Here is a 16966-nt window from a genome sequence, read left to right on the forward strand (position 1 = left end):
CGAAGGTGGCCGTGCCGGCCACCAGCCAGACGTGGAAGCCGTGACCGCGGCGGCGAGGCCGACCGCGCCCAGCACCACCGGCAGCCGCCCGGGGTGCGGGTCCCAGAGCACGGCGAGCGTCGCGGCAGCCGCGAAGGCCGGGGCCGCCACGACGCGCTGGGCGGCGCGGGCGCCGTACGGGAGGCAGCCGGCGAGCGCAGCCAGCCCGAGCACGACGACCCCGGGCCAGCGCTCGTCCTCCGGCAACGACGCGGTGCACAGCCCGGCGAGGAGGGCGGCGGCGACGGCGGCGCAGAGCCACGCCGCCGGCCCCGTGCCGGGCACGAGCCCGGGGTCGCGCCGGCCCGTGGCGGTCGCGGTCCGGCGCGGCGCGGCACGATCCGCGGGCTCGACGGCGACGAGCAGGGCACCGGGCTGCAGGCCGGCTGCACCGACCCGGTCGGTCATCCGGAGCGGGGCACCGGTGGGCGTGACGAGCGGCAGCGGCGCCGGCAGGTGCGCCTCGGCGGCGTACACGCGGGCGACGTCGGCGAGGGTCGCGCCGGCGGGAACGGTCAGGTCGAGCACCCCACCCGGTCCGTGCACGGTCACGGCGGTGACCGTCCCAGCCGAGGACGGCCGGGACGACGGACGCGACATCGTGGCTCCCGGGATTGGTGGCTGTGCCCGCAGGGTAGTCCTCGACCTCATGCGGCCCCACCTACCCGCCCGGCGACCGGCCTATCATCGTGGGCGTCGCATCGCGACGATCGGGCGTCGACGACAGGGGACCACGGCGTGACCGTGACGCAGGACAGGACCGGCAGCAGCCCGGAGGGCGCGGACCGCCCGGCCCCGGCCGGTGCGCTGACCCAGCGGGGCCGTCGTGGCGAGCGCCCGGACCTCCCCTCGGGCCGGCTCCAGGTCGAGCCACCCCCGCGCGTCCGGCCCGGCGAGGGCGCCGCCGGGATGGCCATGAACGCGATCCCGATGCTCGGCAGCCTCGGTGCGATCGTGCTGGTCGCGGGCGTCGGCGGCACGGGGCAGGGCCTGGTGCTGCGCCTCGTCGCGGCCGGCATGTTCCTGCTCGCCACGGTCGGCTTCATCCTCGTGCAGGTCGACCGGCAGCGCCGCCAGCGCCACCAGCAGGTGACCGGCTCCCGCACCGAGTACCTCCACTACCTGTCCACCGTCCGCGAAGCGGCCCGCGCCGCCGCCGGGCAGCAGCGCAGCGCCCTGGCCTGGACGCACCCCGAGCCGACCGCCCTGGCGGCCCTCGCCGAGGACCGCTCGCGGGTGTGGGAGCGGTCGTCCGCCGACCCCGCCTTCCTCGAGGTGAGGTACGGCGTGTGCGCCCAGCCGCTCGCCCTCGAGCTGGTGCCGCCCCGGGACGTCCCCCTCGACGCCGACCCCGCCTCCGCGTCGGCCCTGCACCGGCTGCTCGCCGTGCACCGGACGCAGCCGGACCTGCCCGCGTCGGTCGACCTGCGCGCCTTCGACCGGGTCGAGGTGTGCGGCGGCGAGGAGGAGGCGCGCGGCCTGGCCCGGGCGCTGATCGCCTCGGCCACGACCTTCCAGTCCCCGGAGAACCTGCTCGTCGCCGTCCTCGCGACCGACGCGACGCTGGCCCACTGGGACTGGGTGAAGTGGCTGCCGCACGCCCACAGCCGGCACCAGACCGACGCGGTCGGGCCGGCCCGGATGGTCTCGACGTCGCTGGGCGACCTCGCGGCGATGCTGCCGCCGGACCTCGGCGAGCGGCCGCGGTTCGGCACCGACGAGCGCGCCGCGCTCCCCCACATCCTGCTGGTCACCGACGGCGCACAGCTGCCGCCCGGCAACCACCTGGTCCCGGAGGACGGCCTGCACGGCGTCACCGTCCTGGACCTGTCCGCACGCTGGGGGGAGCTCGAGCACCCCACGGCGCTGCGGCTCGAGCTCGGCGGGCGCGACGACCGCAGCGCCGAGGACGGCCGGGTGCCGCTGACCGCGCTCCGGGTGCGCAGCGAGCCGGTGCCGGCCCGCGGGGACCAGTGCGGCCTGGCCTCGGCGGAGGCGCTCGCCCGCCGGTTGACACCGCTGTTCACCCCCACCAGCGGCGCGGCCGTCGGCGACGACGCCGCCGACATCTCGGCGCCGACCGACTTCATGGACCTGCTCGGCCTGGGCGACGTCCACGCCTTCGACCCGGCCAGCGCCTGGCGGTCGCGCCCGGCCCGCGACCGGCTGCGCGTGCCGATCGGTGTCGGCGACGCGGCGGCACCGATCCACCTCGACATCAAGGAGTCCGCCCAGCAGGGGATGGGACCGCACGGCCTGGTCATCGGCGCGACCGGGTCCGGCAAGTCCGAGCTGCTGCGCACCCTCGTGCTCGGCCTGGCGATGACCCACTCCCCCGAGCAGCTGAACATGGTGCTCGTCGACTTCAAGGGCGGCGCGACCTTCGCCGGGATGTCCGCGATGCCGCACGTCTCGGCGGTGATCACCAACCTGTCGCAGGAGCTGACCCTCGTCGACCGCATGCAGGACGCGCTGTCCGGGGAGATGGTGCGCCGCCAGGAGCTGCTCCGTGGGTCCGGCAACTTCGCCTCGGTCCGCGACTACGAGAAGGCCCGGCTCTCCGGCGACCCTGCCGGGGCCGGACTCGCACCGCTGCCCTCGCTGTTCATCGTCGTCGACGAGTTCAGCGAGATGCTCGCCGCGAAGCCCGAGTTCATCGACCTCTTCGTCGCGATCGGCCGGCTCGGCCGCTCCCTGGGTCTCCACCTGCTGCTCGCCTCGCAGCGGCTCGAGGAGGGCCGGCTGCGCGGCCTCGAGTCGCACCTGTCGTACCGGATCGGGCTGCGCACCTTCAGCGCGCAGGAGTCACGCGCGGTGCTCGGCGTCCCCGACGCCTACGAGCTGCCGGCGGTGCCCGGGCTGGGCTACCTCAAGCCCGACCCGACCGCGCTGACCCGGTTCAAGGCGGCCTACGTCTCCGGACCGCCGGAGACCGGGCCCCGGCGTGGCACCCGCGACGGGGGCGGGAGGGCCATCGGCATCCTGCCGTTCACCATCTCGGAGGTGCAGGCCTTCGACGACCCCCGCGCGGACGAGGTGCCGGAGGAGGTCGCAGCACCGACGGGGGACGAGTCCGCGTCCCTGCTCGACGTCGCGGTCGCCCGGATGGCCGGGCGCGGCCCGGCAGCCCACCAGGTCTGGCTCCCGCCCCTGGACACCCCGGACACCCTCGACTCCCTCATGCCCGACCTGGCCGCGCACCGCGACCTCGGCCTGGTGTCGGCGCGGTGGCGGCAGGCCGGCACCCTCACCGTCCCCCTCGGCACGGTCGACCGACCACGCGAGCAGCGGCGCGACACGCTCACCGTCGACCTCAGCGGCGCCGCCGGGCACGTCGCGGTCGTCGGCGGCCCGCGCAGCGGCAAGTCCACGCTGCTGCGCACCATCGTCACCAGCCTCGCGCTGACCACGACGCCGCTGGAGTCGCAGTTCTACGTCCTCGACTTCGGAGGCGGCGCGTTCGCACCGCTGGCGGGCCTGCCGCACGTCGCCGGCGTCGGCACCCGCTCGGAGCCGGAGGTGGTGCGCCGCATCGTCGCGGAGGTCAAGGGCGTCGTCGACCGGCGCGAGGCGTGGTTCCGCCAGCACGGCATCGACTCGATCGAGACCTACCGCAGGCGCCGCGCCCAGGGGCGCGCGGACGACGGGTACGGCGACGTGTTCCTCGTGGTCGACGGGTGGAGCACGCTGCGGGCGGAGTTCGACGACCTCGAGCTCGAGATCCAGAAGCTCGCCGGGCGCGGCCTGACCTTCGGCCTGCACGTCGTCACCGCCTCGACCCGCTGGCCCGACTTCCGCGCCGCGATGCGCGACCTGCTCGGCACCCGCCTCGAGCTGCGCCTCGGCGACCCCATCGACTCCGAGATCGACAGGAAGGTCGCGGCGCTGGTGCCGGCCGACCGCCCCGGGCGCGGGCTGGTGCCCGGCAAGCTGCACTTCCTCGCCGCGCTGCCGCGCACCGACGGCGACTCCTCGGCGCAGACGCTCGGCGACGGCGTGGAACGGCTCGTCGGCGCCGTGGCGGGGGCCTGGCGCGGTCCGGCGGGCCCGAAGCTGCGGCTGCTGCCGGACCGCATCACCCTCGACGACGTACGACGACTGGCCGGTCCGCCGCCCGAGCAGTCGCTGCTGCTGGCTGTCGACGAGAAGGACCTGGCCCCGGTCGCGCTCGACGTCGACGCCGAGCCGCACCTGTTGCTCTTCGGCGACGGGGGCTCGGGCAAGTCCGCCTTCCTGCGCACCTACTGCCACGAGGTGATGCGCACCCGCACGCCGGCCGAGGCGCAGGTGGTGCTGCTCGACTACCGCCGCTCGCTGCTCGGCGAGGTGCCGGAGGAGTACCTCCTCAACTACCTCACCTCGTCCACCCAGGCGCAGCCGGCGCTGAACGACCTCGCGACCTACCTGCACAACCGCCTGCCCGGGCCGGACGTGACGCCGGACCAGCTGCGCAACCGGTCGTGGTGGTCGGGCGCGGAGGTCTTCGTCGTGGTCGACGACTACGACCTGGTCGCCACCCAGCAGAGCTCGCCGGTCGCGCTGCTGCAGCCGCTGCTGGCCCAGGCCCGCGACGTCGGGCTGCACCTCGTGGTGGCCCGCCGCTCCGGCGGCGCCTCACGGGCGCTCTACGAACCGGTGGTGCAGACCCTGCGCGACCTGGCGATGCCCGGCCTGGTGCTGTCCGGCAGCCGCGACGAGGGCGTGCTGCTCGGCACCGTGCGCCCGGAGCCGGCGCCGCCCGGCCGCGGCCGCCTGGTCACCCGCGACCAGGGCACCGAGGTCGTCCAGCTGGCGTGGACCGACCCCTCACTCTGAGCGGCTCGTCGCGTCGTCCGCGGTGGTGGCCGCGGCGGTCCCACCAGCGTCGTCACCGCGGGGCGCGGCGACGAGGGCAGCCAGGCCCGTGGTGATCGGGACGGCGAGCACGAGGCCGATCGAGGTGACCAGGGTGCGCACGACCTCCTCCGCGAGCTGCTCGGTGGAGAGCAGCTCGAGCAGCGGCCGGTCGTACACCTTGAGCAGCATCAGCAGGATCAGCGCGGTGCCGACGTAGGCGAACACGATCGTGTAGATCGTCGAGGCGATGTGGTCGCGACCGATGCGCATCGCGCTGGCGAAGACCTCGGCCCGCGAGGCCCCGGGGCTCGCGGCCCGCAGCTCCCACACCGCCGAGGCCTGCGTGATGGTGACGTCGTTGAGGACGCCGAGGCCGGCGATGACCAGCGCGCAGCCCAGCAGCGCCTGGAAGTCGAGGGCGGCGAAGGTCGCGATGATCGCGCCGCTCTCGTCGCTGATGCCGGTCAGGTGCGCGTCGCTGATCGCGAGCACACCCAGGCCGGCGGTCAGCACGATGCCGACCAGCGTGCCGGCGAGCGCCGTGCTGGTGCGCAGCGAGAAGCCGTGGGTCGTGTAGAGGACGACGAACATGATCGCCGCCGCGCTGGTCAGCGCGACGCCGACGCCGGGCGAGCCGTCGAGCAGCGCGGGCAGCATCCACCACCACACCACGGCGCCGCCGAACGCGAGGCCGAGCAGCGAGAACAGCCCGCGCCAGCGGGCGATCGCGAGCACGACCACGACGAAGAACACCGCGAGCCAGCGCAGCGTGCCGTCCCGGTCGATCCCGAAGAACGAGTACGACGCCGCGCCGCTCGTGTCGTCGGCGGCGGGCGGACGGCGGAGCAGCTGGACGGTGTCGCCCTCGCTGAGGCCGGAGTCGAGCACCTCCGGCGGGACCGAGACCTCGACCGGGCCGTCCTCGCCGTCGACCTGCACCTGCAGGGTGCTGCACCCGGACCCGTCCGGCAGGCCCTGCCCGGGGCAGCGCGGGCCGACGGAGGTGATCTCGCCGCTCGGGAAGGTGACGCCCGGGGCGGCGAACTGCGCCGCCTCCCCGCCCTCGCGCGCGGCGCGCTCGACGGCGTCCCCGGGCGGGAACCACACGACCAGGCCGACCAGGGTGAGCAGCAGCGAGACGCCGAGCGCCGCCAGCAGCACGATCCGGGCGGTGCTGCCGACCCGGATCTCGTCGTCGACGCCGCTGCTCGCCCGGTGGGAGTGTCCGTGACCCATGGGCACCAGCCTCCCAGCCGGAACCTACGATGCGCCCCGTGCCCCGTCGCGTCCCCGTCGTCGCCCTCACCGGCCACCTCGGCGCCGGCAAGACGACCCTGCTCAACCACCTGCTGCGCCAGCCCGGCGCCCGGGTCGGCGTGGTGGTCAACGACTTCGGTGCGATCAACGTCGACGCCGCGCTCGTCAGCGGCCAGGTCGACGAGCCGGCCTCCATCGCCGGCGGCTGCCTGTGCTGCCTCGAGGACGCTGGTGGCCTCGACGACGCGCTGGAGAAGCTGGCCCAGCCCCGGCGCGGCCTCGACGTCATCGTGGTCGAGGCCAGCGGGATCGCCGAGCCCGGCGCGCTCGCCCAGATGATCCGCGCCAGCACCGCGGCCCACGTCCGGCCCGGGGGTGTCGTCGACGTCGTGGACGCGGCCCACTACTTCGACACCGTCGACGGGGGTGGCATGCCGCCGGCCCGCTTCGCGGTCGCGACCCTGGTCGTGCTGAACAAGTGCGACCTCGTCGACGAGGCCACGTTGCAGCGGATCGAGGGCCGGGTGCGGGAGATCAACCCCGGCGCGCACGTCGTGCGCACCACGGGCGGGAAGGTGGACCCCGCGCTCGTGTACGACGTCGCCTCGCTCGAGGAGCCCGAGGACGAGCTGCCGATCGCCGCACTGCTGCGCGCCGAGCGCCCCGCAGCGGAGGGCCACGTGCACGCCGCGTCCGCCGACGCCTCGGTGGCCGGTCCGGTCGAGCCGGCGCCGCTGGTCGACCTGCTCGCGAACCCGCCCGCTGGCGCCTACCGGGTGAAGGGCAGGGTCGCGGTCCACGACGGTGGGCGCCGGCGCGGGTTCGTGGTGCACGTCGTCGGGCGGCAGGTCGACGTCGCGCCGTGCCCGCCCCCGGCCACCAGCACGCTCGTGGCCATCGGGCTCGACCTCGACCCGGCGGTCGTCGTACCCGCGCTGGAGGGGGCGCTGCGCCCGGCCGACGGCCCCGACCCGTCCGGCCTGCGCCGGCTGCGCCTGCTCGCCCGCTGACCCTCCTCGGCAGAACTAGAACACGTTATCGTTCGGCCATGAGCGAGACCGCGGCCGCGACCACCCCCCTCCTGCCCGAGTACGACGTCGTCGTGGTCGGCTCCGGCGGCGGGGCCATGACCGGCGCGGCGCTGGCCGCGCGGGCCGGGCTGCGGACCCTGGTGCTCGAGCGCACGCCGCTGATCGGCGGCACGTCGGCCTACTCCGGCGGCGCGTGCTGGTTGCCGGGCACCGACGTGCAGCAGCGGGCCGGCCTGCCGGACTCGACCGAGGGCGCCCGCGCGTACCTGGAGGCGGTCCTCGACAAGCCCGACCAGGAGCGGGTGGAGGCGCTGCTGCGCCAGGCTCCGCGGCTGGTCGCGGCGCTCGAGGCGGACACGCTCATGGCCTTCGAGTGGATCCCGTTCTCGGAGTACTACGACGCGCCGGGGCGGGTCCCGATGGGCCGCTCCGTCCAGCCGTCGGCGATCCGCCGCGACGAGCTCGACCCGCGGGTCGGCGAGCTGCTGCGCCCGCCGGTCGAGCGCGACCGGGCCGGGCAGCGCGGCCGGTCCACCCTGTCGGGCGGGCAGGCACTGATCGGCCGGCTGGCCGCGATGCTGCTGCGCGACGGCGGCACGATCGCCACCCGCCACCACGTCACCGGCTTCCGGCGCGACGACGACGGCCGGCTCACGACCGTGCTCGCCGACGGCCCCGACGGGCCGGTGGAGGTGCGCGCGGCCCGCGGCGTGCTGGTCGCGGCCGGCGGGTTCGAGGGCAGCCCGGAGCGCCGCGCGGCGCACGGCACGCCCGGCCGGGCCGAGTGGACGATGGCGCCTCGGGGCACCAACACCGGCGAGGTCATCGACGCGGCCGCCGCGGTCGGCGCGGCGACCGACTGGTCGGGCGAGGGCTGGTTCTGCCCCGGCCTGCTGCAGCCCGACGGCAGCGGGACCTTCACCCTCGGCTTCCGCAGCGGCCTCATGGTCGACCAGGCCGGGCGCCGCTACGCCAACGAGTGCCTGCCCTACGACCGCTTCGGCCGGGCGATGGCAGCCGCGCCGGAGCGCACGCCGTCGTGGTTCCTCTTCGACTCCCGGGAGGGCGGCCGTCTCCCCGCGATCGCGATGCCCGAGGGCGACCCGGCCGAGCACCTCGCCGCCGGCACGTGGAAGCAGGCCGACACCGTCGAGGGACTGGCCGGGCCGACCGGCCTCGACCCGGACGTGCTCGCCGCCACCGTCGAGCGCTTCAACGCCTCCGCCGAGCGCGGCGTCGACGAGGACTTCGGCCGCGGCGAGGACGAGTACGACACCTTCTTCGCCTCCGCCGGCAGCCCCAACAAGGCACTGGTCCCGCTCGACCAGCCGCCCTTCTACGCCGCGACCTTCGTGCTCTCCGACCTCGGCACCAAGGGCGGCCTGATCACCGACGCCGCCGGTCGCGTGCTCGACACCGCCGGCGACCCGATTCCGGGCCTGTACGCCGCGAGCAACTCCACGGCGTCCGTGTTCGGCTCCGCCTACCCCGGCCCCGGCGCCCCGCTCGGCGCGGCGATGGTGTTCGCGTCGCTGGCGGTGGAGGACATGGCGGGCTGAGCGGTGCAGGAATCCCCGCTCAGCCGGGGATTCCTGCGCTTGTCGACGCTTGCAACGGCCACGAAGCGCAAGAAGAAGTCACCAGGCTCGCGACGCGGGCACCGCGGTACGACGGTCAGTCGGTCAGTCAGTCGGTCAGTCGGGCAGTCGGTCAGTCGGTCAGTCGGTCGCGGCGAGCCGGGCGAGCACGCCCTCGGCGAAGTCACCGAGCTGGCGCACCTGCTCGTCGCTGAGCCCGGCGAAGAAGAGCTCCCGCACGAGCTCGACGTGCCCGGGCGCAGCCGCCTCGATCGCGACGCGCCCCTCGGGCGTCAGGTCGACGAAGGCGCCGCGGCGGTCGTCGGCGCAGTGGCGGCGCACGACGAGGTTGCGGGCCTCCATCCGGGAGACCTGCTTGGACACCCGGCTCTTCTCCCACTGCAGCCGCTCGCCGAGCTCGAACATCCGCAGCGAGCCCTCGGCCTCCTCGGAGGTGAGCTCGACGAGGATCGCGTAGTCGGACAGCGAGAGGCCGGTCGCGGCCTGGAGCTGGCGGTTGATCCGGGCGTTGAGCTGGGCGTGGAGGTCGAGCCAGCTGCGCCACGTGCGCTGCTGGTTGTCGTCCAGCCAGTTCGACGTACCCATCCGGGCGATTCTAGCGGAGGATGTTGACACATCCACGACCTCGGAGGAGGGTTGTTGACATGGCAACCATCGACCTCGACGCGATCACGAAGGACCGCGAGCGGATCAAGCGGGAGTACCTCGCCCCCGAGGGCGAGCGGCCGGAGAGCAGCGCCCGGGGGATCCACCACGCGGCGCTGCTGTCGTCGGACGTACGACGGACCATCGAGTTCTACCAGGGCCTGCTGGAGTTCCCGCTGACCGAGATCTTCGAGAACCGCGACTACGCCGGCTCCGACCACTTCTTCTTCGACGTCGGCGTGGGCAACCTGCTCGCCTTCTTCACCCTGCCCGGCCTCGACCTCGGGCCCTACCGGGAGGTCCTGGGCGGGCACCACCACATCGCCATCTCGGTCACCCGGGAGAAGTGGGACCACCTGCGGGCCAGGCTCGACGACGCCGGTGTCGACTACCACCTCGAGTCGAAGGTGTCGCTCTACTTCGCCGGCCCCGACGGCGAGCGGCTCGAGCTGCTCGCCGACCCGCTCGGCGAGATGTACGGCACCAAGGTCCTCTGACCCGGCCACGGCGTCGCGCCGTGTGACCAACCCCACTCGTCCAAGAACGCGGGTGGATTGGTCACCCCACCCGTGGACCGGCCTACGATCACCGCGGCCTGTCGACTGCTAGTAGGGGATTTGCGTGAGCGTCATCGAGGAGAAGTTCGACCGCTGGAAGCACCACGAGGAGCTCGCGGAGGCGATGATCCCGGTCGTCGGCAAGCTGCACCGCGAGAAGGACGTCACGATCCTGCTCCACAGCCGCTCGCTGGTGAACAAGTCGGTCATCGACATCCTCAAGACCCACCGCTACGCGCGCCAGATCGACGGCGTCGAGCTGTCGGTCACCGACACCTTCCCCTTCCTCGAGGCGATCGCCGACCTCGAACTGGGCGCCTCGAAGATCGACCTCGCGCTGCTGGTGCGCGCCTACCGCTCCTCGGGCGAGGGCTCCTCCGTCGCCGAGTTCACCGCGCAGGCCCTGGCCGACGCGACCGGTGAGAACAAGCCCTCCGCGCCCGGCTCGCAGGACGTCGTCCTCTACGGCTTCGGCCGCATCGGCCGCCTCGTCGCCCGCCTGCTCGTCGAGAAGTCCGGCTCCGGCAACGGCCTGCGCCTGCGCGCCGTCGTCGTCCGCAAGGGCAAGGGCGACGACCTCAAGAAGCGCGCCTCGCTGCTGCGCCGCGACTCGATCCACGGGGCCTTCAAGGGCTCGATCACGGTGGACGAGGAGAAGAACCAGATCATCGCCAACGGCAACGTGATCCAGGTGATCTACTCGAACGCGCCGAGCGAGGTCGACTACACCGAGTACGGCATCAAGGACGCCATCCTCATCGACAACACCGGCATCTGGCGCGACCGCGAGGGCCTCTCGCAGCACCTGCGCCCGGGCATCGCCAAGGTGCTGCTGACCGCGCCGGGCAAGGGCGACGTCCCGAACATCGTGCACGGCGTCAACCACCTCGGCGTCGACCTCGACGAGCGCGTGCTGTCGTGCGCGTCCTGCACCACCAACGCGATCGTCCCGCCGCTCAAGGCGATGGACGACGAGTTCGGCATCACCCGCGGCCACGTGGAGACGGTCCACTCGTTCACCAACGACCAGAACCTGCTGGACAACTACCACAAGGCCGACCGCCGCGGCCGCTCCGCGCCGCTCAACCTCGTCATCACCGAGACCGGCGCCGCCTCGGCCGTCGCCAAGGTCCTCCCGGACCTCGACGCCAAGATCACCGGCAACTCGATCCGCGTCCCCACCCCGGACGTGTCGATCGCGATCCTGAGCCTGCAGCTCAAGCGCGAGACCACCCGCGAGGAGGTCAACGCCCACCTGCGCCAGACCTCGCTGGTCGGTCCGATGGCCCGCAACCTCGACTACACCGTCGCCACCGACGCCGTGTCGACCGACTTCATCGGCGCTCGTGCGGCCTCGATCGTCGACGGCAACGCCTCGATCGTCGACGGCGACAGCGCGATCCTCTACGTCTGGTACGACAACGAGTTCGGCTACTCCTGCCAGGTGCTGCGCACCGTGCAGTACATCTCGGGCGTCGAGTACCCGACCTTCCCGCGGGCCTGAGCGCCTGCTGACGTGAGCTGACCCCGGGCCGGACGGCCCGGGGTCAGTGCGTCTTCCGGGGCGCTGTCACCCGTCCGGAGGGTCCGGTCAGCCCCCCGCCTCGGCGACGATCTCGGAGAGCCGGCGCACCTGAGCGACCTTCTCCTCGTCGGTGGCCGCCAGCGGGTTGAGCAGCAGCGTGCGCACGCCGGCCGCGTGCAGGTCGGCCACGTGCCGTCGCACCGCGTCCTCGTCGCCGAGCAGGCTGACGGCGNGGCTGACGGCGTCCACCAGCTCGTCCGGTACGGCCGCCGCCGCGTCCGCCTTGCGACCGGCGAGGTAGAGGTCCTGGATCTCCGCGGCCTCGGCCTCGTAGCCGTAGCGGCGGGCGAGCTGGTTGTAGAAGTTCTTGTCCCGTGCGCCCATGCCGCCGATGTAGAGCGCCAGCTGGTTGCGGATCGCCTGCAGCGCCTCCGGCGTGGTCTCGCCCAGCTGGAAGGCGATCTGGAGCTGGATGTCGAGCTCGCCCAGCGCCGGGTCGCGGCGGCTGAAGCCCTCCTCGAGCGACTCGCCCCACGCCTGCTGCGCCTTGTGCGGGTGGAAGAACAGCGGCTGCCACCCGTTGGCGAGCTCCGCCACGAGCGCCACGTTCCTCGGCCCCAGCGCGGCGACCGAGATCGGGATGTCGCTGCGCAGCGGGTGGTTGATGATCTTGAGCGGCTTGCCGAGGCCCGACCCACCGTCCTCCTTCGTGAGGGGGATCGTGTAGTGCTTGCCGCGGTACTGCACCGGCTCGCGCTGCCACACCTGACGGCAGACCTCGATCACCTCGCGGGTGCGACCCAGCGGGGCGTCGTACCGCACGCCGTGGAAGCCCTCGACCACCTGCGGGCCGGACGCGCCCAGGCCGAGGGTGAACCGGCCACCGGAGACGTAGTCGATGCCGGCCGCGGTCATCGCGGTCAGCGACGGGGTGCGGGTGTAGACCTGCAGGATCGCCGACATCAGCTCCAGCCGCTCGGTGCGCGCGGCGATGTAGCCGAGCTGGCTGACGGCGTCGAAGGAGTAGGCCTCCGGGATGGCGACCAGCTCGAGGCCGTTGCGCTCGTACTCCTGCAGCAGCTCGACGGTCTCGGCGAACCCTCCCGCGTAGTCGATGATCATTCCCAGGCGCATGGCCGCGCTCCTGTCGGTCGGGGGCAGTGCCGGACCATCCTGCCGCAGCAGCGGCGCCGGTCCGGTCAGCGTCCGCCGGCCACGCGCAGCGTCGTCGCGGTGACGTACGACGCCGCGTCGCTCATCAGCCACGCCACCGCCTCGGCGATCTCCTCCGGCTGCCCCGCCCGGCCCAGCGGCACCTGCGGCGCCATCCGGGGGAGCCGCCCGGGGTCGCCGGTGGTGGCGTGCAGCTCGGTCTCGACGAGCCCGGGCGCGACCGCCACGACGCGGATGCCGCGGCCGGCGACCTCGAGGCCCAGCCCGCGGGTGAACAGGTCGAGGCCCGCCTTCGCCGCGGCGTAGTGGACGTACTCCCCCGGCGAGCCGAGGGTCGCGGCACCGGAGGTGACGTTGACGACCACGCCGCCTGCTCCCATCCGCTCCACGGCGGCGCGGGCGACGAGCATCGGCGCGGTCAGGTTCACCTCGACCGTGCGGCGCACCTCCTCGGCAGGGGTGTCCACCAGCGGGGCGAACCGGTAGGTCGCGCCGGCGTTGTTGACCAGGCCGGTGAGCTCGCCCATCCGGTCGGCCGCGTCGAGGAGGGCGTCGATGCCGGCGTCCGTCGTGACGTCGCCCGCGACCGCCGCGCACCGCACGCCGCTCGCCTCCAGCGAGGCCACCACCGCCCGGGCACTGGCGCTGTCTGCGCGGTGGCCGAGGACGAGGTCGTGCCCGGCCCCGGCCAGGCGGGCGGCGACGGCCGCCCCGATCCCGCGGGTGCCTCCGGTGACGATGGTGAGCGGCATGCCCGCATCCTGCCAAGGATCCCGTGACTCCGGGCAGGCCCTAGCATGTGGAGCCCCGTGGAGCCCGACGCGAGGACCGTCGCGAGGGGCCCGTCCCGAGGAGCAGACCATGAGCGAGCGCCAGGTGCGACGCAACAACGCGCTGCGTGAGGGATGGTTCAACGCGGCCAACGAGATCCTCGCGACCGACGGCTACGGCGCGACCTCGGCGCCGCTGCCTCGCGCTGTGTCCTGAACGCCGGTCGTCGAGGTCGGCGTCGACCGCGGTGACATCGGATGATCGAAGAACGGCCGGCCAGCAAGGGCTCGGAGCGACGCTCGCGCCGCAAGGCAGAACTCACGCGTCAACTTCTCGATGAGGCCAGAAGGCTGATGGATGAGGGCGTGGACTTCTCCGAGCTCACGATCGAGAGGCTCACCGCCGAGGCAGCAATAGCGCGCTCCACGTTCTACGTCTACTTCGAGGACCGTGCTGCGCTCATCCGCGCATGGATCGCCGCACTGTCGTCAGAGTCCCGCGCGGCAGCCGAGGCGCTGTGGCAGCTGGCGCCCCCATTCGGCCCCGACGAGCTCCGCGCGAACGTAGAGCGTGTCATCGCCGACTACCGCCGAGTCGTGCCGATGATGTCGGCCGCCTCCCGCGCCGCCGCCGTCGACCCCTCCGCGGCTCCAGCCATCCGTCGACTGATGGCCGCCAATGTCGAGGGTTTGAGGCGACACATCGTCACTGGTCAGACCCAGGGATTCATCGATGAGGAGCTGGACCCGACGGAGACCGCCACGTGGCTCACCTGGATGGCCGTGACCATGTACGACAACCGGCTCCCCGAGGCGGACGAGGAGGAGTTCACCGCGATGGTGGATTCTCATGCGCGGATCTTGTGGCGCGTGCTGTACGCACCGGCACTACGAACCACGTGACGGTGCACCGGGCGCGCAGCTTTCTTCCTCACCGCTGTCGCAGCGAGAGCGTCCTGGATGGACCTCGCGCTCGACGAGGCCGGCGCCCGTCCGGCTCGGACAGCGCCGACCCGTCGGGGACCACGCTCCAGCACGGTCGGCGCGCTGACGCCGCGTGAGCGCCAGATCGCGGGCCTCGTCGCGACCGGTGCCACGAACAAGGAGATCGCCGACACCCTCGTGATCTCCAAGCGCACCGCGGAGACGCACGTCGAGCACATCCTGCCCAAGCTCGGCTCCACCAACCGCGGCCAGATCTCGGCCTGGGTCACCGAGCGGGCCGCCGCGGAACCGCCCGCCTCCGCGTCCGGCTAGCTGCTGCTCGCCTCAGCGACGGCCGGGGCGATCCCGGCGCCGATGACAGCGAGCTCGAGGGTCGCCGGGTCGAGGTACGCCGGCTCGACGATCCGCGCCGCGCCTCCCCACAGCCGCTCCAGGCTCGCCCGAGCGTCGGCGTCGAGGCCGTCGCCTTCCACAACTGCGACGTCGAGTCCGGCCGGCGTCAACCGGCGTGCCCGGTCCTGCGGCAGGTCGGCCACCTCGGCGGCGACCGCGGCCGTCAGGTACAGCACCGTCGCGTCGACGCCGAAGGCGGTGCGCAGCAGCTCCACGCCGGTCGGGCGTCGCGGCACCGTCACCGCTCCCCCGGCAGCGAGCACCGCCGTCCCGAGCAGCGCCGCGACGGGCGACAGCGCGGGCGAGGAGCTGGCCAGCACGGTGCTGTTGTCGGGGACGAGGTCGCCGAGGAGCTCGCGGACGTGGGCGCCGCCCTGGTCGTCGGTCACGGCGTCGGGCAGGGCCAGCACCAGCGGGCGGCCGGACATCCCGATCACGTGGTGCAGGGTGCCGGCCGGGCCCGCCTCGGTGAGCCGGACCGGCGCCGCTGAGCGCGCCACCGGGAGCGCACGGTGCTCGGGAAGCTCGCCGTCGAGGCCGTAGCGCGCCGTGATGTACGGCGTGAGCGGGACCAGGGCGCGGGCGCGCTCGCCGTGCGCGGTCCCCGCGACCAGGACCCAGGCCCCCGCGGTGTTGATCGCGAAGGCGTTCTGCTCCAGCGAGTGCGTGGGATCGACGACCATCAGCACCAGGCCCGCACGTCGTATGCCGACGAGGAACTCGTGCACGAGCACGGACTGGTCCGCCAGCAGCGCGACCAGGTCGCCCCTCCGCAGGCCGTGGCCTGCCAGCACCGAGGCGAGCAGGATGGAGCGACCTGTCAGCGTGACGTGGTCGAGGACGGGGTCGCCGTCGGCGCCCAGCAGCGCGTGACCGCGCATCGCGGCGACGTCGGCCTCGCTGATGGTCACGGCGTCCTCCTGTCCGTGCTCGATCGTCTCGTTGGTCCACGGCGCCGGGGATCGGGGCGAATACCTACGTGCGTACGTATGAGCGCCCCACGCAACGCACCGGCCGCTGCCACCGGGAACCGGTGACCGCGGCCGCGATCAGCAAGGGTGTGCCGTCGAGCGCCTCAGGCGGAACGGACCTCGGCGATCAACTTCGACAGTCGACCGACCTGCGCGGCCCGCTCCTCCGGGGTGGCGGCGAGCGGGTTGAGCAGCAGCGTGCGGATGCCTGCGTCGTGGAACTCCACGAGCTGGCGGCGGATCGAGTCCTCGTCGCCCATCAGCGTGACCGCGTCCACGAGCTCCTGCGGGACTGCGGTCGCCGCCTCTGCCTTCTTGCCGGAGAGGTAGAGGTCCTGGATCTCCTTGGCCTCGGCCTCGTAGCCGTAGCGGCAGGCAAGCTGGTTGTAGAAGTTCTTGTCCCGCGCGCCCATGCCACCGATGTAGAGCGCGAGCTGGTTGCGGATGGTGGCGTTGGCCTCCGGCGTTGGCTCGCCGAGGTGGAACTGCACCTGCAGCTGGATGTCGAGCTCGCCCAGGACGGGGTCGCGCTTGGCGAGGCCGGCCGCGAGCGGCTCCCCCCAGGCCTGCTGGGCCTGGCCCGGGTGGAAGAACAGCGGCTGCCAGCCGTTGGCGAGCTCGGCGACGAGCTCGACGTTCTTCGGGCCCAGGGCCGCGACGGAGATCGGAATCTCGGAGCGCACCGGGTGGTTGATGATCTTCAGCGGCTTGCCCAGACCCGACCCSCCGTGCTCCTTGGTGAGCGGGACCTTGTAGTGCTTGCCCTCGAACTCGACGGGCTGGCGCCGCCAGACCTGGCGGCAGATCTCGATCACCTCGCGGGTACGGCCCAGCGGGGCGTCGTACTTGACCCCGTGGAAGCCCTCGATGACCTGCGGGCCGGAGGCGCCGATGCCCAGGTTGAACCGGCCGTCGGAGACGAAGTCGAGCCCGGCCGCGGTCATCGCGGTCAGCGAAGGAGTGCGGCTGTAGATCTGGAAGATGCCGGACATCAGCTGCAGCTTCTCGGTCTTCGCGGCGATGTAGCCGAGCTGACTGACGGCGTCGAAGGAGTACGCCTCGGCGACGGCGACGAGATCGAGACCGTTGCGCTCATACTCCTGCAGCAGCTCGACGGTCTCGGCGAAGCCGCCGGAGTAGTCGATGATCATTCCGAGGCGCATCGGTGTTCTGTTCCTTCTGTCGGTGGTGCGGTACGGGTCGCCTGGCTCGCGCGGCGCCGAGCG

At 73.3% G+C, this 16966-nt stretch carries 15 protein-coding genes; 8 read left to right on the forward strand and 7 right to left on the reverse strand.

Annotated features, from left to right (window positions below; all coding sequences use genetic code 11):
- Nucleotides 1–591: hypothetical protein (locus L615_RS15520; protein WP_222430569.1), on the reverse strand; the 591-nt coding region annotated here is incomplete at its 3' end.
- A 186-nt stretch (nt 592–777) separates the two neighbouring features.
- Between L615_RS15520 and eccCa the strand changes: the two genes are divergently transcribed.
- Nucleotides 778–4854, forward strand: coding sequence for a type VII secretion protein EccCa (gene eccCa, locus L615_RS15525; RefSeq protein ID WP_261376724.1), 4077 nt, complete (start codon nt 778–780; stop codon nt 4852–4854).
- On the opposite strand, the gene L615_RS15530 is transcribed toward eccCa, so the two are convergent.
- Complete coding sequence (locus tag L615_RS15530; protein ID WP_145725652.1) at nt 4846–6111, reverse strand: YibE/F family protein; 1266 nt, start codon at nt 6109–6111, stop codon at nt 4846–4848. The two genes, eccCa and L615_RS15530, sit on opposite strands and share 9 nt — an antisense overlap.
- Before the next feature lie 29 nt (nt 6112–6140).
- Between L615_RS15530 and L615_RS15535 the strand changes: the two genes are divergently transcribed.
- Nucleotides 6141–7142 carry a GTP-binding protein gene (locus L615_RS15535; RefSeq protein WP_222430570.1) on the forward strand — a complete coding sequence of 334 codons (1002 nt, stop codon included), beginning with the start codon at nt 6141–6143 and terminating at the stop codon, nt 7140–7142.
- A gap of 38 nt (nt 7143–7180) precedes the next feature.
- Nucleotides 7181–8722: an FAD-dependent oxidoreductase gene (locus L615_RS15540; protein WP_145725654.1), complete on the forward strand. Its 1542-nt coding sequence runs from the start codon at nt 7181–7183 to the stop codon at nt 8720–8722.
- A 159-nt stretch (nt 8723–8881) separates the two neighbouring features.
- Here the strand turns inward: L615_RS15540 and L615_RS15545 are convergent, their stop codons facing one another.
- Nucleotides 8882–9346 carry a MarR family winged helix-turn-helix transcriptional regulator gene (locus L615_RS15545; protein WP_145725655.1) on the reverse strand — a complete coding sequence of 155 codons (465 nt, stop codon included), beginning with the start codon at nt 9344–9346 and terminating at the stop codon, nt 8882–8884.
- Between the two features lie 59 nt (nt 9347–9405).
- Between L615_RS15545 and L615_RS15550 the strand changes: the two genes are divergently transcribed.
- Both L615_RS15550 and L615_RS15555 read left to right on the forward strand, forming a co-directional pair.
- On the forward strand, nt 9406–9903 hold the full coding sequence (locus L615_RS15550; protein ID WP_145725656.1) for a VOC family protein: 498 nt from the start codon (nt 9406–9408) through the stop codon (nt 9901–9903).
- Nucleotides 9904–10027: 124 nt separating this feature from the next.
- Complete coding sequence (locus tag L615_RS15555) at nt 10028–11467, forward strand: glyceraldehyde-3-phosphate dehydrogenase (protein WP_145725657.1); 1440 nt, start codon at nt 10028–10030, stop codon at nt 11465–11467.
- Between the two features lie 87 nt (nt 11468–11554).
- Here L615_RS15555 and L615_RS15560 read toward each other — a convergent pair whose 3' ends face one another.
- Together L615_RS15560 and L615_RS15565 are read right to left on the reverse strand one after the other, a co-directional pair.
- Nucleotides 11555–12622 (reverse strand): LLM class F420-dependent oxidoreductase, encoded by a 1068-nt coding sequence (locus L615_RS15560; RefSeq protein ID WP_145725658.1) that lies wholly within the window; start codon nt 12620–12622, stop codon nt 11555–11557.
- Nucleotides 12623–12687: 65 nt separating this feature from the next.
- Nucleotides 12688–13413 (reverse strand): SDR family oxidoreductase, encoded by a 726-nt coding sequence (locus L615_RS15565; RefSeq protein WP_145725659.1) that lies wholly within the window; start codon nt 13411–13413, stop codon nt 12688–12690.
- A 109-nt stretch (nt 13414–13522) separates the two neighbouring features.
- On the opposite strand from L615_RS15565, the gene L615_RS24345 reads away from it, so the two are divergent.
- Genes L615_RS24345 through L615_RS15575 form a run of 3 tightly spaced genes read left to right on the forward strand, consistent with a single transcriptional unit; the run spans nt 13523 to nt 14688 of the window.
- Nucleotides 13523–13648, forward strand: coding sequence for a hypothetical protein (locus L615_RS24345; protein WP_261376725.1), 126 nt, complete (start codon nt 13523–13525; stop codon nt 13646–13648).
- Nucleotides 13649–13689: 41 nt separating this feature from the next.
- Entirely contained in the window at nt 13690–14334 is a 645-nt protein-coding gene (locus tag L615_RS15570) for a TetR/AcrR family transcriptional regulator (RefSeq protein ID WP_145725660.1), read from the forward strand.
- Between the two features lie 57 nt (nt 14335–14391).
- Nucleotides 14392–14688, forward strand: coding sequence for a response regulator transcription factor (locus L615_RS15575; RefSeq protein ID WP_145725661.1), 297 nt, complete (start codon nt 14392–14394; stop codon nt 14686–14688).
- Here the strand turns inward: L615_RS15575 and L615_RS15580 are convergent.
- On the reverse strand, nt 14685–15680 hold the full coding sequence (locus L615_RS15580; protein WP_145725662.1) for an AMP-binding protein: 996 nt from the start codon (nt 15678–15680) through the stop codon (nt 14685–14687). The two genes, L615_RS15575 and L615_RS15580, sit on opposite strands and share 4 nt — an antisense overlap.
- Before the next feature lie 164 nt (nt 15681–15844).
- Nucleotides 15845–16903 (reverse strand): LLM class F420-dependent oxidoreductase, encoded by a 1059-nt coding sequence (locus L615_RS15585; RefSeq protein ID WP_145725663.1) that lies wholly within the window; start codon nt 16901–16903, stop codon nt 15845–15847.
- Between the last annotated feature and the right edge of the window lie 63 nt (nt 16904–16966).

Source organism: Nocardioides sp. J9, assembly GCF_007829375.1.
In the GTDB taxonomy this organism is placed as follows: domain Bacteria; phylum Actinomycetota; class Actinomycetes; order Propionibacteriales; family Nocardioidaceae; genus Nocardioides.